This is a genomic window from Pseudomonas sp. ANT_J12 (assembly GCF_008370045.1).
Taxonomy (GTDB): domain Bacteria; phylum Pseudomonadota; class Gammaproteobacteria; order Pseudomonadales; family Pseudomonadaceae; genus Aquipseudomonas.
On the sequence record NZ_VOBN01000001.1, the window covers coordinates 584,163 to 604,726 of the forward strand.

General features: G+C 61.3%; 20 protein-coding genes. 9 read left to right on the forward strand and 11 right to left on the reverse strand.

What is annotated here, in order from left to right:
- Nucleotides 1–67: 67 nt before the first annotated feature.
- Entirely contained in the window at nt 68–976 is a 909-nt protein-coding gene (locus FQ192_RS02885; RefSeq protein WP_149657286.1) for a LysR family transcriptional regulator, read from the reverse strand.
- A 105-nt stretch (nt 977–1,081) separates the two neighbouring features.
- Between FQ192_RS02885 and FQ192_RS02890 the strand changes: the two genes are divergently transcribed.
- The 3 genes from FQ192_RS02890 to FQ192_RS02900 all read left to right on the forward strand — a co-directional run bounded on the left by FQ192_RS02890 (nt 1,082) and on the right by FQ192_RS02900 (nt 4,247).
- The gene (locus FQ192_RS02890; protein WP_149657287.1) at nt 1,082–1,681 is read left to right on the forward strand and encodes a short chain dehydrogenase; all 600 of its coding nucleotides are present in this window, start codon (nt 1,082–1,084) and stop codon (nt 1,679–1,681) included.
- Nucleotides 1,682–1,885: 204 nt separating this feature from the next.
- Nucleotides 1,886–2,539: a COG3650 family protein gene (locus tag FQ192_RS02895; protein ID WP_149657288.1), complete on the forward strand. Its 654-nt coding sequence runs from the start codon at nt 1,886–1,888 to the stop codon at nt 2,537–2,539.
- 94 nt (nt 2,540–2,633) lie between these two features.
- Nucleotides 2,634–4,247, forward strand: coding sequence for an NAD(P)/FAD-dependent oxidoreductase (locus FQ192_RS02900; RefSeq protein ID WP_149657289.1), 1,614 nt, complete (start codon nt 2,634–2,636; stop codon nt 4,245–4,247).
- A gap of 168 nt (nt 4,248–4,415) precedes the next feature.
- Here FQ192_RS02900 and FQ192_RS02910 read toward each other — a convergent pair whose 3' ends face one another.
- Complete coding sequence (locus FQ192_RS02910; protein WP_178129013.1) at nt 4,416–5,513, reverse strand: PLP-dependent cysteine synthase family protein; 1,098 nt, start codon at nt 5,511–5,513, stop codon at nt 4,416–4,418.
- A gap of 247 nt (nt 5,514–5,760) precedes the next feature.
- Here FQ192_RS02910 and nhaA point away from each other — a divergent pair, with 247 nt between their 5' ends.
- The 4 genes from nhaA (at nt 5,761) to FQ192_RS02930 (ending at nt 8,777) form a co-directional block, all read left to right on the forward strand.
- On the forward strand, nt 5,761–6,948 hold the full coding sequence (gene nhaA / locus FQ192_RS02915) for a Na+/H+ antiporter NhaA (RefSeq protein ID WP_149657291.1): 1,188 nt from the start codon (nt 5,761–5,763) through the stop codon (nt 6,946–6,948).
- Between the two features lie 120 nt (nt 6,949–7,068).
- Nucleotides 7,069–8,241, forward strand: a complete 1,173-nt coding sequence (locus FQ192_RS02920) for a colicin E3/pyocin S6 family cytotoxin (protein WP_149657292.1) — start codon at nt 7,069–7,071, stop codon at nt 8,239–8,241.
- Entirely contained in the window at nt 8,238–8,462 is a 225-nt protein-coding gene (locus tag FQ192_RS02925) for a hypothetical protein (protein ID WP_149657293.1), read from the forward strand. The genes FQ192_RS02920 and FQ192_RS02925 overlap by 4 nt, the downstream gene beginning before the upstream one ends.
- Nucleotides 8,463–8,546: 84 nt before the next feature.
- Nucleotides 8,547–8,777: a hypothetical protein gene (locus tag FQ192_RS02930; protein WP_149657294.1), complete on the forward strand. Its 231-nt coding sequence runs from the start codon at nt 8,547–8,549 to the stop codon at nt 8,775–8,777.
- A 99-nt stretch (nt 8,778–8,876) separates the two neighbouring features.
- Here the strand turns inward: FQ192_RS02930 and FQ192_RS02935 are convergent, their stop codons facing one another.
- The gene (locus tag FQ192_RS02935; RefSeq protein WP_149657295.1) at nt 8,877–9,341 is read right to left on the reverse strand and encodes a glycine zipper 2TM domain-containing protein; all 465 of its coding nucleotides are present in this window, start codon (nt 9,339–9,341) and stop codon (nt 8,877–8,879) included.
- Nucleotides 9,342–9,508: 167 nt separating this feature from the next.
- Between FQ192_RS02935 and FQ192_RS02940 the strand changes: the two genes are divergently transcribed.
- Nucleotides 9,509–9,745 (forward strand): hypothetical protein, encoded by a 237-nt coding sequence (locus tag FQ192_RS02940; protein WP_149657296.1) that lies wholly within the window; start codon nt 9,509–9,511, stop codon nt 9,743–9,745.
- A gap of 5 nt (nt 9,746–9,750) precedes the next feature.
- On the opposite strand, the gene pdxH is transcribed toward FQ192_RS02940, so the two are convergent.
- The 5 genes from pdxH to dinG all read right to left on the reverse strand — a co-directional run bounded on the left by pdxH (nt 9,751) and on the right by dinG (nt 17,836).
- Nucleotides 9,751–10,398, reverse strand: a complete 648-nt coding sequence (gene pdxH / locus FQ192_RS02945) for a pyridoxamine 5'-phosphate oxidase (protein WP_054046956.1) — start codon at nt 10,396–10,398, stop codon at nt 9,751–9,753.
- Between the two features lie 37 nt (nt 10,399–10,435).
- A complete protein-coding gene (locus tag FQ192_RS02950; RefSeq protein ID WP_149657297.1) occupies nt 10,436–11,548 on the reverse strand; it encodes an OmpA family protein in 1,113 nt (370 codons plus the stop codon).
- 112 nt (nt 11,549–11,660) lie between these two features.
- Nucleotides 11,661–12,806 carry a serine hydrolase domain-containing protein gene (locus tag FQ192_RS02955; RefSeq protein WP_149657298.1) on the reverse strand — a complete coding sequence of 382 codons (1,146 nt, stop codon included), beginning with the start codon at nt 12,804–12,806 and terminating at the stop codon, nt 11,661–11,663.
- A gap of 294 nt (nt 12,807–13,100) precedes the next feature.
- Entirely contained in the window at nt 13,101–15,596 is a 2,496-nt protein-coding gene (locus tag FQ192_RS02965) for a beta-agarase (RefSeq protein ID WP_149657299.1), read from the reverse strand.
- A 95-nt stretch (nt 15,597–15,691) separates the two neighbouring features.
- Nucleotides 15,692–17,836 carry an ATP-dependent DNA helicase DinG gene (gene dinG / locus FQ192_RS02970; protein WP_149657300.1) on the reverse strand — a complete coding sequence of 715 codons (2,145 nt, stop codon included), beginning with the start codon at nt 17,834–17,836 and terminating at the stop codon, nt 15,692–15,694.
- Between the two features lie 99 nt (nt 17,837–17,935).
- On the opposite strand from dinG, the gene FQ192_RS02975 reads away from it, so the two are divergent.
- Entirely contained in the window at nt 17,936–18,400 is a 465-nt protein-coding gene (locus tag FQ192_RS02975) for a CopD family protein (protein ID WP_149657301.1), read from the forward strand.
- Between the two features lie 172 nt (nt 18,401–18,572).
- Here FQ192_RS02975 and FQ192_RS02980 read toward each other — a convergent pair whose 3' ends face one another.
- The 3 genes from FQ192_RS02980 to FQ192_RS02990 all read right to left on the reverse strand — a co-directional run bounded on the left by FQ192_RS02980 (nt 18,573) and on the right by FQ192_RS02990 (nt 20,475).
- Nucleotides 18,573–19,331 (reverse strand): collagen-like protein, encoded by a 759-nt coding sequence (locus FQ192_RS02980; RefSeq protein WP_149657302.1) that lies wholly within the window; start codon nt 19,329–19,331, stop codon nt 18,573–18,575.
- Nucleotides 19,324–19,602, reverse strand: coding sequence for a DUF1145 domain-containing protein (locus tag FQ192_RS02985; RefSeq protein ID WP_149657303.1), 279 nt, complete (start codon nt 19,600–19,602; stop codon nt 19,324–19,326). Before FQ192_RS02985 ends, FQ192_RS02980 begins: the two co-directional genes overlap by 8 nt.
- Before the next feature lie 150 nt (nt 19,603–19,752).
- Nucleotides 19,753–20,475 carry an OmpA family protein gene (locus FQ192_RS02990; protein ID WP_149657304.1) on the reverse strand — a complete coding sequence of 241 codons (723 nt, stop codon included), beginning with the start codon at nt 20,473–20,475 and terminating at the stop codon, nt 19,753–19,755.
- Nucleotides 20,476–20,564: the final 89 nt, after the last annotated feature.

Genomic DNA, 20,564 nt, shown 5'->3' on the forward strand with positions numbered 1-20,564 from the left:
TGGGAGCCTGAGCTCAACACAGGATGGCCAGGCTTACAGACGACAGGATCACGGCAGGCACTGGCGGCTATAGCCGATCCAGTGCCTCGCCGCTGCGCTTGAACCAGCTCATCAGATAATCCGCCAACACTTGGGTGCGCTTGGGCAAACCGCCCTGATACGGATGCACCAGGTACATCGGCATACGACGGGTCTGATAATCCCGCAGGAGCCAGCGCAATCGGCCGTCAGCCAATTCCGCTTGCAACAGGTACGACGGCAATCGCGCAATACCGGCACCGGCCAACGCGGCTTTCTTCAGCAAGCTGTAATGGTTGCTGGCGAACGGCCCCGAGACGCGCACCCGCAACAGCTCGTGTTGCTGGTGATAGAGCCATTCTTCGCGGCCGCTGTAGTGGCTGTTGAGCAGGCACCGGTGTTCGACGAGTGCTTGCGGTGTCGACGGTTCGCCGTATTGCTCAAGGTAGGCCGGGCTGGCGCAGGTCATTTCATGCCAGGCCAGCAACGGACGGGCCACCAGACGTTCGTCATTGCCCACCTCGGAGCGCACCGCCAAGTCAAAGCCGTCGCGGGACAGATCGCGATAGCTGTTGCTCAGGTCCAGCTCGATCTGCACCTCGGGGTACTTGCCGGAAAACTCCAGAAGCAAGCCGTCGAAGAAGGTTTCCCCCAGCGAGACCGGCACCGTCATCCGCACCGGGCCGGCCATGTCGTCCTTCAACCGCGCCAGGGCCTGACGCGCTTTCTCCACCTGGACGACAAGCGCCTGGGCTTGCGGCAATAGCGCCGCGCCTGCTGCCGTCAGACTCAGGCGGCGGGTGGTGCGTTGCAGCAGGACCACGGAAAACCGCGTCTCCAGCAGGCTGATGCGTTTGGACAGTTGGCCCTTGCTGCAACCCAATTGCTGGGCGGCCAGGGTAAAACTCCCGGCTTCGATCAACACGGCGAACGCCGCCAGGTCATCCATTTCGCTCATGGATTGTTTCCATTAGAAAACCAAAGGTTGCCTATTAGCGCGCTTATCAACAGGAAAATCCACTCTAGACTGAGCTCTCTTTTTACTCATTCGAGGAACGGCACGATGAAGATTCTTTTGATAGGCGCAGGCGGCACCATCGGTTCGGCGGTCGACAAAGAGTTGTCGCAACGTCATGAAGTCATCCGCATTGGCCGTAACAGCGGCGATTTCCATGTGGATATCAGCGACAGCGCCTCGATCCGCATGCTGTTCGAACAAACCGGCAAGTTCGATGCGCTGGTCTGTGCCGCCGGTAACGTGACCTTCGCCCCGCTGGACGAAATGACCTCGGACAGTTTTGCCCTGGGCCTCAAAGACAAGCTGATGGGCCAGGTCAACCTGCTGCTGATCGGTCGTGAATTCGCCAATGACGGCGCCTCGTTTACCTTCACCACCGGCGTGCTCAGCCACGATCCGATTCGCAGCGGCGCCTCGGCTGCGTTGGTCAACGGCGCGCTGGACAGCTTCGTCCGTGCGGCCGCTATTGAACTGCCCCGCGGTCTGCGCGTGAACTCGATCAGCCCGACCGTGCTGCTGGAAGCCATGGGCAGCTACGCACCGTACTTCCGCGGCTACAAGCCGGTTCCTGCAGCGGATGTGGCGTTGGCCTACGCCAAAAGTGTGGAAGGCCTGCAGACCGGTCAGACCTTTCACGTAGGTTAAGAGCGGCGCGATCCGTGTAGGAGCAAAGCTTGCTCGCGATGGCGTCCTGGAGATCGCTATCGCGAGCAAGCTTTGCTCCTACAGGTGGTGTGTTTGAGGACGCCATCGCGGGCAAGCCTTGCTCCTACACGGATCGTCACAAGGCGGGGTTGTGATGAACGGTCAGGCTGCGTAACGTGGCGACACTTGTCTGGAGAACCAAAGATGCGTGTTGCCCGTTCCCTTGTCCTCGTTGCCCTGCTTCCGTTGTTCGCCGCGTGCCAGTTGTTCGATGGCCCGCGGCAGAGCGCCTCCCATGTCGGCCAGACCCGCATGCAGGGGCAATTGACCGCGGCGGACGGCAAGCTGATGTTCCAGCCGTGCAATGAACAGCGCAGCCTGGAGGTCAACGACACTGGCGGCACCAGCGTGCTGCAAGAAGCCGCGAGCCTGGCCGATGATCAGGGCAAATTGTTCGCCGATGTGCGTGGCCGCATCGATGGCAGCCGCCTCGATCTTGCGCAGTTGTACCGCGTCGAGCGCTCGGGCACGGCGTGCGACGATCCCAATTTCAAACTGCTGATCCTGCGGGCCGCCGGTCATGGGCCGCAGTGGAACGTCAAGGTCAGCGGCAAAGGCATGGCGATTGATCGCGCCGGCGAGCCGCCCCTGGCGGTGCCCTATGTTGAAGAGCAGCTGGGCGACGGTCGCTTCAACCTCAGCAGCGAAGCCAACGGCAAGCACATCGAACTGTGGGTCGCGCCCAATCGTTGCGTCGACAGCAGCACCGGCAGCATCCAGCACATGAGCGCCGAACTGCGGATCGACGGCCAGGTGCAACGCGGCTGCGGGTATTTCGGCGGCTCGCGTAACGACTGATCGTTTTTGCCTCACGGGACCGGCGTTTGGGGCTTATAATCGCCGCCTTCAAACGCCTTGGCGCAGTTGTGCGCCCCGCGAACCGGATCCTGTCATGTTACGAATCACCGAACTCAAGTTGCCGATCGACCATCCCGAAGAAGACCTGCGCCCTGCCATCGTGCAGCGCCTGGGCATCGCCAGTGATGACCTGCTCGACTTCACCTTGTTCAAGCGCAGCTACGATGCGCGCAAAAAATCCTCCGAACTGTGCTTCATCTACACCATCGACCTCACCGCCAAGGATGAGGCGGCGTTGCTGCACACGTTCGCCGATGACCGTAACGTCAACGTCGCGCCGGATGTCAGCTACAAAGTGGTAGGCCATGCGCCGGCCGATCTGGCGCAACGCCCGATCGTGGTCGGTTTCGGCCCCTGCGGGATCTTCGCCGGGTTGCTGCTGGCGCAAATGGGCTTCAAGCCGATCATCCTCGAACGCGGTACCGAAGTGCGCCAGCGCACCAAGGACACCTGGGGCCTGTGGCGCAAAAGCGTGCTCAACCCCGAATCCAACGTGCAGTTCGGTGAAGGCGGCGCGGGGACGTTCTCCGACGGCAAGCTCTACAGCCAGATCAAGGACCCGAAATTCATCGGCCGCAAAGTCCTGCATGAGTTCGTGAAGGCCGGCGCGCCAGAAGAAATCCTCTACGTCAGCAAACCGCACATCGGTACGTTCCGTCTGACCGGCGTGGTGGAAAACATGCGCGAGCAGATTCGTGCGCTGGGCGGCGAAGTGCGCTTCCAGCAGCGGGTCACTGACGTGTTGATCGAAGACGGGCAACTGGTCGGCGTCGAGTTGAACGGCGGCGAGCAGATCCATTCCAAACACGTGATCCTGGCCCTCGGCCACAGCGCCCGCGACACCTTCCGCATGCTCCACGGTCGTGGCGTGTTCATGGAAGCCAAGCCGTTTTCGGTGGGGTTCCGTATCGAACATCCGCAGTCGCTGATCGACCGCGCGCGCCTGGGTAAATACGCCGGCCACCCGAAACTTGGCGCCGCCGACTACAAACTGGTGCACCACGCCAAGAACGGCCGTTCGGTCTACAGCTTCTGCATGTGCCCGGGCGGCACCGTGGTGGCGGCGACCTCCGAGCCGGGGCGCGTGGTCACTAACGGCATGAGCCAGTACTCGCGTAACGAGCGCAATGCCAACTCCGGGATCGTCGTCGGCATCACCCCGGAAGTCGATTACCCGGGCGGACCGCTGGCCGGTATCGAGTTGCAGGAACGCCTGGAATCCCACGCCTTTGTGCTCGGCGGCAGCAACTACGAAGCGCCGGCGCAACTGGTCGGCGACTTTATCGCGGGCAAGCCGTCCACCGAGGTGGGCAGCGTCGAACCGTCCTATAAGCCGGGTGTTTCTTTCGGTGATTTGGCCCTGGCCTTGCCGGCGTTTGCCATCGAAGCGATTCGCGAAGCCTTGCCGGCGTTCGAGAAGCAGATTCGGGGCTACTCGCTGCACGACGCGGTGTTGACCGGGATCGAAACGCGGACTTCGTCGCCGTTGCGGATTACCCGTAACGAGTCGATGCAGAGCTTGAACGTCAAAGGCCTGTTCCCGGCCGGTGAAGGCGCGGGTTATGCGGGCGGGATTCTGTCAGCGGGTGTCGATGGGATTCGGATTGCCGAAGCGGTTGCTCGCGACATTCTCGGCCTCGAAGCCTGACCCCGAAACCTGAAAACAACACCGCCCTGTAGGAGCGAGGCTTGCCCGCGAAGAATGCACCCCGGTCTATCTGAAAGACCGCGTTATCGTTCTTCGCGGGCAAGCCTCGCTCCTACAGGGGCAGTGTTGACGATCGTTCCCACGCAGAGCATGGGAACGATCGTCACGTCAGATATTGGCGCGCAGCACGGTGGCCGGCAGCGGTTCGCCGCGCTCGACACTCGCCGCCACCGCATCGATCAAGCCACTCAACGCATACCCCTGGCCCTTGAGCCAATCCTGGTCGTAATAGGTGGTGGCATAGCGTTCGCCGCCGTCGCACAAAATCGCCACGATCGACCCCGACTCCCCCGCCGCCACCATCTGCTGCGCCGCGATCAAGGCGCCGATCAGGTTGGTCCCGCTCGACCCGCCCACGCGCCGGCCCAAGCGTTGTGCCAGGTAATGCATGGCTGCCAGCGACAGCGCATCCGGCACCTTGACCATCGCATCGATCACCTTGGGCAGGAACGACGCTTCCACCCGTGGTCGGCCAATCCCTTCAATCCGCGAACCGCAATCCAGGCGCAGACTGGCATCGCCGGTCTGGTAGTAATCGAAAAACACCGAACGCTCGGCATCGGCACACAGTACGCGGGTGCAATGCTGGCGATAACGCACGTAACGGCCGAGGGTCGCGGTGGTGCCGCCGGTGCCGGGGCTGGAGATCAGCCAGCTCGGCTCCGGGTGCTGTTCGAAGCGCATCTGCTGGAAGATCGATTCAGCGATGTTGTTGTTCGCCCGCCAGTCGGTGGCGCGCTCGGCGTAGGTGAACTGGTCGATAAAGTGACCATCGTGTTCCCGGGCCAGGCGCTCGGACTCGGCGTAGATCTGGGTCGGATCATCCACCAGGTGGCTCTTGCCGCCGTAGAACGCGATTTGCGCGATTTTCTCTTTGGAAGTGGTCGCCGGCATCACCGCAATAAACGGCAAGCCCAGTAAACGGGCGAAGTACGCCTCGGAAATCGCCGTCGAACCGCTGGACGCCTCGATCACTGGCGCGCCGGGCTTGAGCCAGCCGTTACACAACGCATAGAGGAACAGCGAACGGGCCAAGCGATGTTTCAGGCTGCCGGTGGGGTGGCTGGACTCATCCTTGAAGTACAACTCGATGCCCGGCAGACCCGGCAGCGGCAAGGGGATCAGGTGGGTGTCGGCGCTGCGCTGGAAGTCGGCTTCGATGATCCGGATGGCTTCGCGGGCCCACTGTCGGGTGTCGCTCATGATGATGATCTCGTTGTAAGGGCGGCCTTGTTGCAAGGCTCAGCCCCCAAGCTTAGGAAAAAACCTACATCACGCACAGATACAGCTGAGGTCCAATACGTCCGGCAACTGCTAGGCTCAGTGCTCGTTGGGCCTTGCGCCCGCTTGCTTCGTAACGGCATATAACAAAAAAGAATATAACTTTTGTTTTAACAACTAACGGTACGGGTTAGGGTGTGCCACCTTTTGAATTCATCGATGGAGAGCGACCTTGCCTCTGCGTAGCACGTTCACGCGTTTCTTTCAGTTGGAAGCGGCCAGCGGTCTTTTATTGATCGCCGCCGCAGCCCTGGCTCTGATCATCAACAATTCGTCACTGTCGTGGCTCTATAACGGCTTGCTGGACACCCCCGTGGTGGCCCAGATCGGCGCGCTGAAAATCGCCAAGCCCCTGCTGCTGTGGATCAACGACGGCCTGATGGCGATGTTCTTCCTGCTGATCGGCCTGGAAGTGAAGCGCGAAGTCCTCGACGGCCAGCTGTCGAAACCCTCGCAAATCGTCCTGCCCGGCGCGGCGGCGATTGGCGGCATGGTGGTGCCGGCGCTGATCTACTGGTTCATCAACCGGGACGATCCGTCGGCGCTGGGTGGCTGGGCGATCCCGATGGCCACCGACATCGCCTTCGCCCTCGGCGTGCTGGCCTTGCTCGGCAAACGCGTACCGGTGTCGCTGAAGCTGTTCCTGATGACCCTGGCGATCATCGACGACCTCGGTGCCATTATCGTCATCGCGATTTTCTACTCCGGCACCTTGTCGACGTTGTCTCTGGCCCTGGCCGGGGCGTGCATCGTCGCGTTGATTGCCATGAACCGGCTCGGCGTGGTCAAGCTCGGGCCCTACATGATCATCGGTTTGATCCTCTGGGTCTGCGTACTCAAGAGCGGTGTCCACGCGACACTGGCCGGCGTGACCCTGGCGTTCTGCATTCCGCTGCGCACGAAAAATGCCGAACCTTCGCCGCTGATGACCCTGGAACACGCCCTGCACCCGTGGGTGGCTTACGGCATTTTGCCGCTGTTCGCCTTCGCCAATGCCGGCCTGTCCCTGAGCGGCGTGACCCTGGAAAGCTTCACCCACCACGTGCCGATGGGCATCGCCATCGGCCTGCTGCTGGGCAAGACCCTGGGCGTGTTCGGCCTGACCTGGCTAGCCGTGAAAATCGGCATCGCCGCCCTGCCCCAAGGCGCCAATTGGGGCCAGGTGCTGGGCGTGGCAATCCTCTGCGGCATCGGTTTCACCATGAGCCTGTTTGTCGGTTCCCTCGCGTTTGTGCCGGGCGCCAGCGACTACGCCGGGATGGACCGGATGGGGATCTTGACCGGTTCGATTCTGGCCGCGTTGATTGGTTATGCGGTGACGGCGCTGGCGAGTCGCAAGCGTGCTGTGCTGCAATCCTGAGAAACAGAGAACACTCCTAGTTACTTCAGAGACTCGTCCTACAGCCACGATTAGCCGCATTCGTTAACGTCGCACAGCCCCTTTATAGGGGCTGCCGATGGACGAATGAAAGGACGATCAGTGGCTGGCAACAAGGACATCCCACGGGTTAAAAACCCGCCGTCAGGTGACGGGCATCGCGTCACCCACCGCTTCATGACCGCCACCGAACTGGCTGAGCGGGACGCCCGACAGAACGCCTACGACGCCATGCTTGCCCGGCAAGACGCCTTCGAACGCAGTCTTGCGCCCTCTTCCCCTAAAGATGAAACCCCTCGCGCGGGCTGCGTCTTCGCCAAGTCCTGCAAGCTGCCGGACGCCATCATCGATTACGCCAACCCTTCGGGCATGGTGCCCACCGACAGCCTCAAGGACTACGGGGAAATCGCCTGGCTGGGTGCTCGCGAGGTGGATGAAGCCGGGCTGCTGAACCTGGAGACGATCAGCGGTAACACACAGCCGCTCGACATCGGGCGACTCGCGTTACGCTTTCCGGCCATACCGGCAATCGGTGTGGCGGGTGCTACCGCGTTGGCCGGTTTGGCCGCGCTGTTCTGGACGCCGAGCCTGGGCGATAGCGCGCTCTACACCGAAGAACAATTGCGCGCACTCAAGCAAGCGCGCACCCGTGTTCGGCTGAGAATCGAGCAACAGGCTGATGGCAGTCTCAAGGGTTACGCCTTCTACACCGGCAAGAACCGCGATTGGGAAATGGTAGATGTCGCGCAGTTTGATTTGCGCGACAGCCAGCAAGTGGCTGACCTCGGGGATGGCGTCGAACTGATCTGGACCCCGGCGGAGGACGGTTCCGACATCCTCGGCATTCCCGCTCTGGAAGCCGCGCCACAAGCCCCGCATATCTGGGTTTATCCACCGACGAAAGCGGCGGACAGCATCATCGTGAACCCGGTTTATCCGCCTGAGTACAAGGATTTCATTCTTGTGTTTCCGGTGGGGTCGGGGGTTAGGCCGGTTTACATCGTCCTGAGCATGCCTCAGCGTACCTACCATCAAAAACCTGATTTTTTAGCAGCTTTTCCAGATGCTAAATGGGCATCCCCAAAAACCTCCATAAAGGGCGGAGGAGGATTGCGGCCACGCTGGAAGGATAGGAGCGGAACGATTTACGAGTGGGACTTCCAGCATGGGGCCGTTGAAAAATACAACAAGCGCGGAAAACACTTGGGCGAGTTCAACCATGAAACCGGCACTCAGAATAAACCAGCGGACCCAACAAGAAAGGTAGATCCATGAAGTATTTAATTATGGGCGTTCCAAAAGGTGAGGACTTTCCTTCATTTGAGAAGCAGATTCCTATTACCACTATCGAACTCCAATTGATTATGGGATGGGTGAGTGACGAAGAATCATTTCATGACTATCGCCTGACCGAGTCTCAAATACTCAAGATAGAAAAAGCGTGCTCTCTAGAGCTACCAAAGGACTTGGATTTGTTTTTGACTTCACGCGGCTAACGATTTATCGAAAAACTTTCACAGGCGTTTATCAGTGAGTCGAGAGCAGGCGAAGCCTGCCAATCCGACTAGGAGAGTAAGAAAATGAAACATGTCGTAGAGGTTTTCGACCGTCAGACCGAAGATCTGCTTCTTACCGTTGATGTCCCCGCCAGTCGACGCGAAGCGTTGAGAACGCTGATGAACTGGCAACAACCGGACGACGAATTCGACGGTTACGACTTGTCTCCCGAACAAATAAAGGTACTGGAAGACTGGACCGGAAAACCCCTCATGGGTGCAAATCACATCGTACAACTTGTGTGCGCAGAGTGACTTTGCGCAACTACTCAATCGAATGTCTCTCTTACTCCCACAAACAAAAAACCCCGACCAGTCACCTGATCGGGGTTTTCTTTTACCCTGCGCTTCCGCTTAATGCGAAACGCGACTAGTCCCGCCAACAGTAGAAATCCGCACCCGCTCACCCACACGGAACACTTCATTCTCCTGAACCTGCTGCACATAGGCACGCATGCTGCCGTCGTCTTCACGCACGGTAATTTCAACGCCCTGAGCACGGGTCAGGCCTTCTTCAGTGGCCGAACCAATCAAACCACCCGCAACGGCGCCGATGACGGCGGCAACGATACTGCCGCGACCGCCGCCGATGGCGCTGCCGCCGACACCGCCCACGGCTGCACCGGCGATGCCGCCGATTGGGGTTTTGGTGCCTTCGATTTTCACCGGGCGCAGGGATTCGATGGTGCCCATGCGAATCGTCTGCACACGACGCGCTTCGTCACGGGAATAGGAGTCACCGGTCAGGCTGGACTGGCAGCCGGTGAGCAACATCGCCATCGTGGAAAAGGAAGCAACCAGCAGAACAGACTTACGCATAGCATCAACTCCAAAGGACAGGTAATCATTAAACTCCGCGGCTTGACGCGTGTCACGGCGTCGCCCGGATAAAATTGGTTTCATTCAGGCCCGGTACAGGCGCCTCGGAACTCCCAACACAGTAGCGTCAAATCACAAAAACTGCGCCGTTGACCCAAGGAATTTTCATGGATTACTTCATCATTGTCGTCACGACTGTGGCCGGTCTGTACTTCCATGGGTGGTTGTACGTCCGGATCAAACGCTGGATGGACCGCGATCTGGCGTTAGCCCTGGCTGGCAAAGACGAGCAGAAGAAAGCCTTCATGCTCCAGCAACTGGCGAACGCTCAGGCGCAGAAGATCAAGCGTCGGGACCTGCCGCAGTGGCTTGAGGCCGCGGCGGCAGGCTATCCCGGTCGGTAGACTGCCTAGGGTGCCAGACGTTCAAGAATCCAGTCGGCGCCTTGCAGGCGGTAGTTGAGGCGATCGTGCAGGCGGCTCGGACGGCCTTGCCAGAACTCGATGCGCTCGGGGAGCAAGCGGTAACCGCCCCAGTGCTCCGGGCAGTGTGGCTGGGTATCGCTGAAGCGCTGCTCGGTGATCTTGAGCAACTCTTCCAGTTCACCACGATCGGCAATCACCCGGCTCTGAGGCGAAGCCCAGGCACCTAGACGGCTGCCCAGGGGACGCACCTGAAAGTAAGCGTCGGACTCTTCAGGCGAAACCTTCACCACCCGCCCTTCGATGCGCACCTGGCGCTCCAGGGTCGGCCAGAAAAACGTCATGGCGGCGAACGGGTTCACTGCCAGGTGCTGACCCTTGGCGCTGTCGTAGTTGGTGAAGAATGTGAAGCCCTGAGCATCCAGGCCCTTGAGCAGCAGAATGCGGCAATGGGGCCGACCGTCCAGATCGACGGTGGCCAGGGTCATTGCATTGGCCTCGACCGGCACCTGTTCGGTTTTCACCGCGTCGGCGAACCACTGATGAAACAGCGCGAACGGCTCGGCCGGGGCTTGCGCCTCGGTCAGGCCGTCACGGGTGTAATCGCGACGCATATCAGCCAGGGCCTGGGTCATGGCACATTCCTTCTGGTTAACGAACAGTTCTCAACGATCAGTTCTTCGCAGCATCCGCGGCGACGGTTTTCTTCGAGTCAGCAGCGGCCTTGGCCGGCGCAGGCTTTTTCGCCGGGGTCGCGGCCTTGGCGGGTGCTTTTTTGGCCGGAGCCTTGGCAGCGGCTTTTTTCGCTGGAGCCTTTTTCGCGGCCGGTACGGCGGCTTTCTTGGCCGCTGGCGCCGGGGTGACCGGTTTGGCCACAGGCTTGACGTCCTGAACGGCCACCATCCTGACCGGAGCCGGCGCTGGCATGTTGTACTTGCTCAGCAACGCGACCATGGTGTTTTGCGGGGTCACCAGCAGTTCCACGCGACGGTTCAAGGCGCGGCCTTCATTGCTGTCGTTGGCCGCGCGCGGCGCTTCGCCGCCCATGCCGCGAAGCATCAGGCGATCGCGCTGCAAACCGCTGAGACGGAAGATCGCGGCCACAGCCTGCGCACGTTCCTGACTCAATTTGACGTTGGCCGGCGCTGCGCCGGAGGTATCGCTGTGACCGAGGACCAGCACAGCGGTCTTCGGATCGACTTCAAGGATTTTCGCGACGCGGCTGAACGGGCCAAGGGTGATCGGCAGCAACATGGCCGGGCGATCCGGGTTGAACGAGCCGTCCACCGGCGCCGTTACCACCAGCACGTTGTCCCGGCGTTCGAGTTGCAGGTTGCTGTCCTTGATCGCTTCACGCAGGCGCGGTTCGTAATCGTCGAGCCAGGCCTGGGTCACCTTCGGATCGGGCATCGGCACGGCTTTGGCGGTGCTTTGATCTTTGCCACCGAACGGCCACCACCACTTGCCACTCGCCTCGGCGTCAGCTTTGGCGACGTCGGCAGGTTTGGCTTCAGGTTTCACGTCGGCCTTGGCCACAGGCTTGTCGGCGCTGTCATCAGAACCAAACGGCCAGTACCAATGGCTGCTGCTTTCAGCCTTGACCACCGGCGCGGTGATCGCCGCTTTCAGTGGATCGGCGGCGGGGGCCGGCGCTTTGGCGGCGACTTTGTCGGAAGAACCGAACTGCCACCAGTGGCTGGCGCCGTCGGCGTCATTTTGCGGAGTTTGCGCGCAACCGGTGATGGCGAAGCACAGTGCCAAAGCGAGAGTTTTATTGGATGACATTGGATATCCACAAAATGAAGTAATAAACACAGGCCCCAATCGGACCGCATAAACAGACGCTTTGAATCGAAAAAGGTTACGAGGTTCCTGTGTAGGAAATTTCAGCAGAGCTTTACAGACAAGTGGCAAGTACCCGTACGAGCTTCTGCGCGCGTGGATCCATCAAGACGTACGGTCCCAAGGTATTTGTCACAAAGCCGAAGGCCACATCGTGCTCTGGGTCAGCAAAACCGATGGAGCCGCCTGCGCCCGGATGACCGAACGCCCGTGGGCCAAGGCCGTAGGTCGCGTTGGGCACGTCCGGTTGATCGAGCATGCAACCCAGGCCGAAACGGGTCCGGGTCAGTAAAGTCTTGTCGTCGCCGAGGCTGTGTTCGCGGGTCAGCTCGTCGAGCATTTCGCTTTCCAGCAGGCTGCCGTCCAGCAGGCCGGCGTAGAACCCGGCCAGGCTGCGGGCATTGCCGTGGCCGTTGGCGGCAGGTTGCTGCATGCGCCGCCATTCCGGTTTGTTGGTGCTGGTCATGATCGACGGCGGGTTGGTAAAGGCCCGGGTGGTCATGGCCGTCGGTTCGCGCATCGTGACTTGCAGCAGGCGCTGGGCCGCGGCATCGCCGACGTTGCCCTTGCCCCGGGCGATGTGCGCCACGCGGTGGAATTCTTCATCCGCCAGGCCGACATGGAAGTCCAGGCCCAACGGCTTGGCGACCCGGGCGACGATGGATTCGCCGGGGCCACGACCGTCGACACGGCGCAGCAATTCGCCCACCAACCAGCCGTAGGTGATCGCCGCGTAGCCGTGGCCTTGGCCCGGTGTCCACCAAGGTTCTTCGGCGGCCAGCGCGTCGACCATGGTTTGCCAGTCATACAAGGCTTCGGGCGCCAGCAACTCGCGCAGGGCCGGCAGGCCGGCCTGGTGGCAGAGCAATTGGCGCAGGGTCACGGATGCTTTGCCGGCGGCGGCAAATTCGGGCCAGTAGCGGGCCACCGGGGCGTCGAGTTGCAGTTTGCCTTCGGCCACCAGTTGCAGCGCGGTGACGGCGGTGAAGGTCTTGGTGCAGGAGAACAGGTTGGCGATGGTATCGCTGTGCCAGGCCTCAAGGCCATCCTTGTCGGCGGTGCCGGCCCAGAGGTCGAGAACGGTTTCACCGCCGACCTGGATGCACAACGCCGCGCCACGTTCCTGGGGATCGTCGAACAGTGCAGCGAAGGCTTCGCGCACCGCTTCGAACTTAAGCTCGTAATGACCCTGAATCTGCAAACGCAACTCCCCCGGATAAACGCTCTACAAAGTGGTCCGCATTGTTCCAGCCCCGAAGGGTTTTGGGAACAAGGGCGGGCTGGGCGGTGTAGCCGCCTATAGATTTGTTCAGAAAACATGTGTCGATATTTAAGGGAAAACACAGCACCTGTGGCGAGGGGGCTTGCCCCCGTTGGGCTGCGAAGCGGCCCCAAAACCTGCAACCGAGGTGTATCAGATACACCGCATGCATTGGTTTACGACTGCTTCGCAGCCGAACGGGGGCAAGCCCCCTCGCCACAGGGGTCTCAACTATTAATGACCATTGCCCGAATGCCCACCCGCATGCCCGGCGCCCTGCCCCGGGCCTTTACCGGCGTCGCCTTTGCGGCCGCCCTCGGCTTCGTGACTGGCTTTATCCGCCTCAGCCTTGGCCTTCTCGGCCTCTTTGCCCAGTTGATCAACGGTCTGCAAATTGCTTTTGCGCACGCTGTCGACAAAGCCCTGGAACGGCAGATCGGTAATCCCCACCAGGCCGAAGTGCCCGTTCTCCCCATCCAGCAGACGCCCGGTCACCGGTTGATCGAGGTACTGGAACCAATGCACGCCGACAATCGACGGTTCACTCATCGCCTGTTTGAGGAAGTTGGCGTAGGCCGGACCACGGTCTTCTTCTTTGGCCAGTTGGGTCACGCCGCCCCAGAACGGGCCGCGATCCGCCGAACCGAAGTTGAATTCGGTGATCAGCACCGGTTTATCCAGGCTGCGCAACTTGGCAAAGTCGTAACCGTCCTGGGGTTGCAGGGTGTACATGTTGAAGCTCAACACATCGCAATACTGCGCGCAGGACTCGACCGCTTCCGGGGTGCTGATGGCGAAACGGCCGCCCAGCAACAACTGGTTCGGCGCGTGCCATTTCAGCGAATCGGAAATGGTCTTGAAGTAAGTGTCGGCGAAGACCTTCTGGAAGTATTTGAAGTCAGCTTCGATTTCCGGGTGATCGGCGCTCGGCAACGGCGCTTCGAAGCCCGGATCTTCCATCAATTCCCACGCCGGCAGGTCAATGCCCCAGGCTTTCGACAGGCCCGCCTGGTTGCGGTACTTGTCGCGCAATTGCTTGAGGAACGCGCGTTTGGCTGGCACGTCGGTGGTCATTTTCAGCGTGCCATAAGCCAATGCGTATCGAGCTTTCGGGTCGTCGCCGGGACCGGCCCAGGCCAGTTCGTTGTCGGCGAAGTAGCCGATCAGCCACGGATCGTCGCGGTGATCCCGGGCGGCGATGGCCACGGCGCGCTCGGTGGCCATGGCGAAACGCGGGTCGAACGGGTCAGGCATGCCGCCCCACCAGTCCTTGCCGGTGCTGATGCTGGCGTAATCGCCGACGATCGACAGCGGCAAGGTGTACGGCACGCGGTCCGCGTTGGCCAGCGTCGGGGCGCTCCAGTTGCCGACGGTGTTGAAGCCCCAGGCTTGCAGGCGATCAAGGGTGTGCGTGGTCCAGCGTTGTTCATCCACCACCGCTTTGCAGGGTTCGACGGCTTTGGCGACGGTGGCTTCGGTGGCGCCGGTCTTCGCGGCTTCGGCGATACCGGATTCGGCGGAGGTCGGTGCGACAGGTTGCTCAGCGGCTTTTTCCGCGGTCTGCGCCACCGCATCAGCCTTGGCGGCTTCGGCGACGCCCGCCTTCGCTTCGCTGGTCACCGCGCACGGCTGACCGTAGAGGCGTTGCAGGTTGGCGCCGTAAAAGTCAAACCAGCGACCGTTATTGAAGGCCCGGCCCTGATCGGCGCCGTTGCCGCCCCGGTTGTCGCCTTCGCCAAAGTGGCTGGCCAGCGGTTCGTCGGGTTTGGGCAGGTTTTCGAACATCCACTCGCGACCGGCGACGTAGGTTTGGTCGACGTCCGGCGCCACGGTGTTCACGCCCAGGGAATAGAACGGATGCCCTTCCGGCGTCACCAGATACCAGCGACCGTCACGCTTTTCGGTGCGGAAAAAGCCGCTGGCCTTGAAGGCCGGGCCTTTGTTCCAGCCGCCGAATTTGTCCAGGGACGACTTCTGGCGCTCGGCCAGCCAGGTTTTCAGTTGTTGCTGTTCTTTGGCGGCGGCGGATTTCAGTTGCTCGTCGCTGCTGACTTTTTCCGGCCATTTGGCCCGGGTCGATTGACCGTAAGCATCGACAAGGCTGCCGTAAACCGCTTTGCTCACGTCCTCGCCGGCCTGCACGCCAAAGCGCTCCAGCAGGATACTTTGGGCGACTTTCGGCTGGTCCATCGACAAACTCACCGACACCACCTGGCTGCGATCCAGCTCACCGCTGCTGCTGGACAGCAACACGCGCTGACCGTCGACGGTCATCGGCATCGGCGGGCCGGCCTTCATGCCCTGGCTCAATGGCGAACTGGCGACCAAAGGCACCAGCAGGGTTTGCGCCGGGCCGGCCGGCAGGTCGACGCGGCTGATCAGAGTCTTGCCGTCGTTGCTCTGGATTTTCACGTAAAGGGTCACGGCCCAGTCCATGGCGCTCTGGACCCGCAAGGTCATGACGCCCGACTGCGACCAGTCCCAGGCGCCGGTTTGCGGGGTCAGACGCAAGGTCGGCTGGGCCGTCGGATTAAAAGTCACCCGGCGCAGCACTTCGCCTTCGGCCGTTTGCTCGGCGTTGGATTGCGGCAGGCTGGCGTCCTGGGTCGCCACCGTGACCACATCGGCGGGGCGCACAAAGTTGAACAGCGTCTGCTGGCCCGCAGGGGCGGCCAGCAACGGCGTTGCGAACAACAGGGCAAATACAGCAGGCAACGAACGACGAATCATGAGAACGAAATTCTCCCTAACGACCCACAATGGCCAATGGAAAAGCGATGACAGAGAGATAGACAACGCCGTGGGCAAAACTGCCCACGCGTGTATCAGGAAATTTCACGTCGGAAGGGTGGCAACGCATTGAGGATCGCTTTGCCATAACGCTGGGTCACCAGCCGTCGATCGAGCAACGTGATGGTGCCGCGATCTTCTTCAGTACGCAGCAAGCGACCGCAAGCCTGGACCAGTTTCAGCGAGGCATCGGGCACGGAGATTTCCATGAACGGATTGCCGCCCCGGGCTTCGATCCATTCGGCCAACGCGGCTTCCACCGGATCGTCGGGCACCGAGAACGGAATCTTCGCAATCACCACGTGTTCGCAGTAGGCACCGGGCAAGTCGACGCCTTCGGCGAAACTCGCCAGGCCGAACAGCACGCTGGAATCCCCGCCATCGACCCGCGCCTTGTGCTTGTTCAGGGTTTCCTGTTTCGACAGGTTGCCTTGAATGAACACTTGCTTGCGCCAGTCGCGATCCAGGCCGTCGAACACGTCCTGCATCTGTTTGCGCGAGGAGAACAGCACCAACGTGCCGCGCGAGCCTTCCACCAGCGACGGCAGGTCACGAATGATTGCGGCGGTGTGGGCCGGCGCATCACGGGGATCGGCCTTCAGGTCCGGCACCCGCAGCACGCCGGCATCGGCGTGATGGAACGGGCTTGGGACCACGGCGGTCACGGCTTTTTTCGGCAGCCCGGCGCGCATGCGGAAGCGGTCGAAAGTGCCAAGCGCAGTCAGGGTCGCCGAGGTCACCAGCGCGCCGTAGGCCACGTTCCACAGATTGCGACGCAGCATTTCCGCCGCCAGGATCGGGCTGGCATTGACCTCGATGTCGAACAGCGAACCGCTTTCGGCCAGGGTCAGCCAACGGGCCATCGGCGGGTTGTCTTCCGGGTCTTCGGCGGTGAACGCGGTCCACAACTCCCAGTTACCGGAAGAACGGGACAACAGGCTGCCGAACAGCGGATACCACTCTTCGGCCTGGTTGCTGGTGATGCCGATGTTGACCTCGCCGTCCATGCCTTCCTTGAGCAGTTCGGTGAGGCGGGTGAACAGGTCGGTCAGGCGGGCGAAGGCTTTCTTCAGCTCGATGCCCATCTCGCGCATGTGCTCGGGAATGACCCCGGCCACGAAACGATGACGCGGCCGCTCCCGGCCTTCGACGTCTTCGCCGGGTTTGAAGTCGGCGACCTGCTCGCAGGCGGTGAACATGAACTGCTGCTGGGTCTTGATCTCCCGCGCCAGCTCCGGCACTTGTTCGATCAACTTGCCCAAATCCCCCGGCAACGGGTGCTGGGCCAGCAATTTGGTGAGGTTCTTCGCCGTTGTTTCCAGCCAGTCGGCGGTGGAACGCAGGCGCGTGTAGTGAGCGAAGTGACCGATCGCCTTGTCCGGCAGGTGGTGGCCTTCGTCGAACACGTAGATGGTGTCGCGCGGGTCCGGCAGCACGGCGCCGCCGCCCAATGCCAGGTCGGCCAGGACCATGTCGTGGTTGGTGACGATCACGTCAACCTTGCCCATGCCTTCGCGGGCCTTGTAGAAGGCGCACTGGCCGAAGTTCGGGCAATGACGGTTGGTGCACTGGCTGTGATCGGTGGTCAGGCGCGCCCAATCGGCGTCTTCCAGGGCGGTGGACCAACTGTCGCGGTCGCCGTCCCACTTATTGCCGGCCAGTTTTTCGATCATGCTGGTGAACAGTTTCTGGCTGGCCTCATCCACCTCGATCTTGAAACCTTCTTCTTCGAACAACTGCGCGGTGGCGGTTTGTGCGTGGCCTTCCTGGAGCAACATGTCGAGCTTGGACAGGCACATGTAGCGCCCACGGCCCTTGGCCAGGGCGAACGTGAAATTCAGCCCGCTGTTGCGCATCAGGTCGGGCAAATCCTTGAAGACGATCTGCTCTTGCAAGGCGATGGTGGCCGTGGCAATCACCAGGCGTTTGCCCGCCGCCTTGGCCGTCGGGATCGCCGCCAGGCTATAGGCCACGGTTTTGCCGGTACCGGTGCCGGCTTCCACCGCGACAATCGCGGGGTCGCCACTGCGCCGGCCTTCGTCGTCGGTGTCGATGTCACCGAGGACTTTGGCAATTTCGGCGATCATCAGGCGTTGGCCATAACGCGGCTTGAGGCTCTTGGCTTCAAGAAAACGCGTGTAGGCGCCCTGGATCGTGGTTTTGAGTTCGGTGCTGATCATGAATTGTCGGGCGCAAAAAACGCTGGATAAATTTTCAGTGGTTTCGGATGGCGGCTATCATACCGCGCTAATTAATCCCGCGCAGAACGGAGTACCTCAATGACCGCTTTTAGCCTCGTTTATACCCTGCATGTCCTGTCCGCCCTGGTCTGGGTGGGCGGAATGTTTTTCGCCTGGATGGTCCTGCGCCCGGCGGCGATGAAGGCCCTGGAAGGCCCCGGCCGGTTGAAACTGTGGGTAGAAGTGTTTCAAGGTTTTTTCCGCTGGGTCTGGGTGGCCGTGGTGCTGTTGCCGATCAGCGGTGTGGGCATGATTCATCTGCAGTACGCGGGGTTTGAGCTGGCGCCGCGCTATGTGCAGGTGATGATGGGCTTGTACGTGGTGATGACCGCGCTGTTTATCCGGATTCAGGCGTTGTTGCTGCCGGAGTTGCGCACAGCGGTGGACGCGCAGGATTGGCCGGCGGGTGCGGCTGCGCTGGGGAAGATTCGCAAGTTGGTGGGGATTAATCTGATAGTCGGGTTGGTGTTGGTGGCGATTGCGGCGGCTCGGCCTATGTTCTGAGGCGAATCGAGCACCTGTGGCGAGGGAGCTTGCTCCCGCTCGGCTGCGCAGCAGTCGTAAACCCATTCAACGCAGTCATTCTGAAAAAACGCGTTGAATGGGTTTGGGGCCGCTTCGCGACCCAGCGGGAGCAAGCTCCCTCGCCACAGCGTGGGAACAATCCGTGTAGAAATTACAACCGCTGAACCGTCACCACCCCCGCCGCGCCCGCAGGCCCTGGCTGGCCATCAACGCCAGGACGCCCGCTCTTGCCGCCATCGGCCTTATACACGAGGCAACCTTTGGCCTTGCCGCCCGCCCCCGGTTTACCACCAGGGCCGGCCAGACCACCGGCACCGCCAGCGACCTGGACCTTGATTTGTTCCGCCGGATAATCACGCGGCACTTCCAGGCGCACCAGCGCACCGGCCGCCCCTGGCTGACCGTCGCTGCCATTGCTGCCGTCAAATCCGCGACCGGCCTGGCCCCAGGTGCAGCCCGGCTCTTCACCGTTGGCGCCATCCAGGCCGACAAACCCCGGCGCACCCGCACCGCCGCGTGCGTCCACGGTTAAGGTCGGTGCGTTCAGCGCTTTGATCTGCAAGTTCAGGTTGCGCCCGGAGCGCGCAGCCTTCAGGTAAGTCCCCGGTGCACCGCGCGCGGTGATCAGGCTGCCTTCGGACAACTCGGCACGGCTGACTTTCAATTCCAGCGCCTGTTCGCCGGGCACGATGGCGATTCGCGCGTCACGCCCCAGATGCAGTTCGCCGACCGTCACTTCGGTCACATTCGAGGGAATCAACAAGGTGCCGTAATCGGCGACTTCGAGTTTTTCCAACTGCAAGGTGCTGGCCGTGTTGGGCAAACGCATCAGCGAGTTGGTTTCGACGCTCACCACCTGGGCACAGGCAAGTGGGCTGATAAATGCAGCGAGCAGACAGAGTTTACGCATGGGAAGCCCCTGGTACGGCCGGGGCCGGAATGGTTTGCAGGTGGAAAACGCCAAACAACAGAATCTTCAGGCGATCACGCCATGGGTGGGCGCGACCTTTGAGGCTGCGAAAACACAGCAGCGCTTCCAGAAAATGGATAACCGCCAGCAGCGCCCCGGCCATGTTGACCAGCAGGTGCAGCGGATTGATAAACGGGATCAGCAGATTGACCAGCACCACCAACCAGAACAGCAGGGTCAACAGCTTCCCCAGCCCCCAAAACACCTTCATACGCTCCCCCGTTGAGAATTATTCTTTGAGCGCACAGTAACGGCTTCCACAAGGGATGCGCCAGTGGGCAAGAGAAAATTCATCCAGATGGCCGCCGGATTCGCGACGTTGGTCGCCCGGCGGCTCTAGATCGAGGCTCTACGTCACGCGTCAGCGGTTGATGTGCAGTTCCACACGACGGTTTTTCGCCCGCCCTTCTTCGGTTTCGTTATCGGCCACTGGCTCGCTTTCGCCCCTGCCCTCGCTGGTGAGTTTGTTGGGCGCCAGGCCCTGGCTCAACAGATAAGCCGCCACGCTGCTGGCGCGACGTTCCGACAAGGCCTGGTTATAGGCATCCGACCCTTTGCTGTCGGTATGGCCCACCACCTTGATGCTGACCACATCGGCGTTTTGCAGCTTGGCCATCAGCGCGTCGAGTTGGCTGCGTGCGGCGGGTGTCAGATCAGACTTGTCGAAAGCAAACAGCACATTGCCGGCATCGCTCAGGGTGATGACTTCAGAGACCGGTGCCGGTTCGACGGGTTTCACACCGACCGGGTATTGCGGCAACGGGCAGCCACGATGATCGACCGGGGTATTTTCCGGTGTATCGGGGCAACGATCGCGGCGGTCGAAGACCCCGTCGCTGTCTTCATCACCATCCTGGGCAAAGCAGATCAAGCCGCCGGTCACGATACCGAGCGCCGCACCACCGGCCGCCCAACCGCCACTTTCGAGGGCACCCAGGCCACCGCCGACCAGGCCGCCAATGACGCTGCAGATCGGCCAGGTACGTTGATTCAGGGGGGCAGTGCCATCGCTGTGAGTAGCGCAACCGGTCAACAGGCTGCCAAGCAGCAGAACCGGCAAGACGGTCCTTGTGAGAACGCTCATTTGTGAATGCTCCTGTGTTACCGGCCCATACCGGTTACACAGGAGTAAAGACCCGCATCCGCGACTGCACAAGCCGCGGAGCGGAAGGC

Bases quoted from the DNA above. Each gene is read 5' to 3' on its own strand.
- FQ192_RS02885 (WP_149657286.1), bottom strand. From the start codon at position 976: ATGAGCGAAATGGATGACCTGGCGGCGTTCGCCGTGTTGATCGAAGCC.
- FQ192_RS02890 (WP_149657287.1), top strand. From the start codon at position 1,082: ATGAAGATTCTTTTGATAGGCGCAGGCGGCACCATCGGTTCGGCGGTC.
- FQ192_RS02895 (WP_149657288.1), top strand. From the start codon at position 1,886: ATGCGTGTTGCCCGTTCCCTTGTCCTCGTTGCCCTGCTTCCGTTGTTC.
- FQ192_RS02900 (WP_149657289.1), top strand. From the start codon at position 2,634: ATGTTACGAATCACCGAACTCAAGTTGCCGATCGACCATCCCGAAGAA.
- FQ192_RS02925 (WP_149657293.1), top strand. From the start codon at position 8,238: ATGAAGTATTTAATTATGGGCGTTCCAAAAGGTGAGGACTTTCCTTCA.
- FQ192_RS02930 (WP_149657294.1), top strand. From the start codon at position 8,547: ATGAAACATGTCGTAGAGGTTTTCGACCGTCAGACCGAAGATCTGCTT.
- FQ192_RS02935 (WP_149657295.1), bottom strand. From the start codon at position 9,341: ATGCGTAAGTCTGTTCTGCTGGTTGCTTCCTTTTCCACGATGGCGATG.
- FQ192_RS02940 (WP_149657296.1), top strand. From the start codon at position 9,509: ATGGATTACTTCATCATTGTCGTCACGACTGTGGCCGGTCTGTACTTC.
- pdxH (WP_054046956.1), bottom strand. From the start codon at position 10,398: ATGACCCAGGCCCTGGCTGATATGCGTCGCGATTACACCCGTGACGGC.
- FQ192_RS02950 (WP_149657297.1), bottom strand. From the start codon at position 11,548: ATGTCATCCAATAAAACTCTCGCTTTGGCACTGTGCTTCGCCATCACC.
- FQ192_RS02965 (WP_149657299.1), bottom strand. From the start codon at position 15,596: ATGATTCGTCGTTCGTTGCCTGCTGTATTTGCCCTGTTGTTCGCAACG.
- dinG (WP_149657300.1), bottom strand. From the start codon at position 17,836: ATGATCAGCACCGAACTCAAAACCACGATCCAGGGCGCCTACACGCGT.
- FQ192_RS02975 (WP_149657301.1), top strand. From the start codon at position 17,936: ATGACCGCTTTTAGCCTCGTTTATACCCTGCATGTCCTGTCCGCCCTG.
- FQ192_RS02980 (WP_149657302.1), bottom strand. From the start codon at position 19,331: ATGCGTAAACTCTGTCTGCTCGCTGCATTTATCAGCCCACTTGCCTGT.
- FQ192_RS02985 (WP_149657303.1), bottom strand. From the start codon at position 19,602: ATGAAGGTGTTTTGGGGGCTGGGGAAGCTGTTGACCCTGCTGTTCTGG.
- FQ192_RS02990 (WP_149657304.1), bottom strand. From the start codon at position 20,475: ATGAGCGTTCTCACAAGGACCGTCTTGCCGGTTCTGCTGCTTGGCAGC.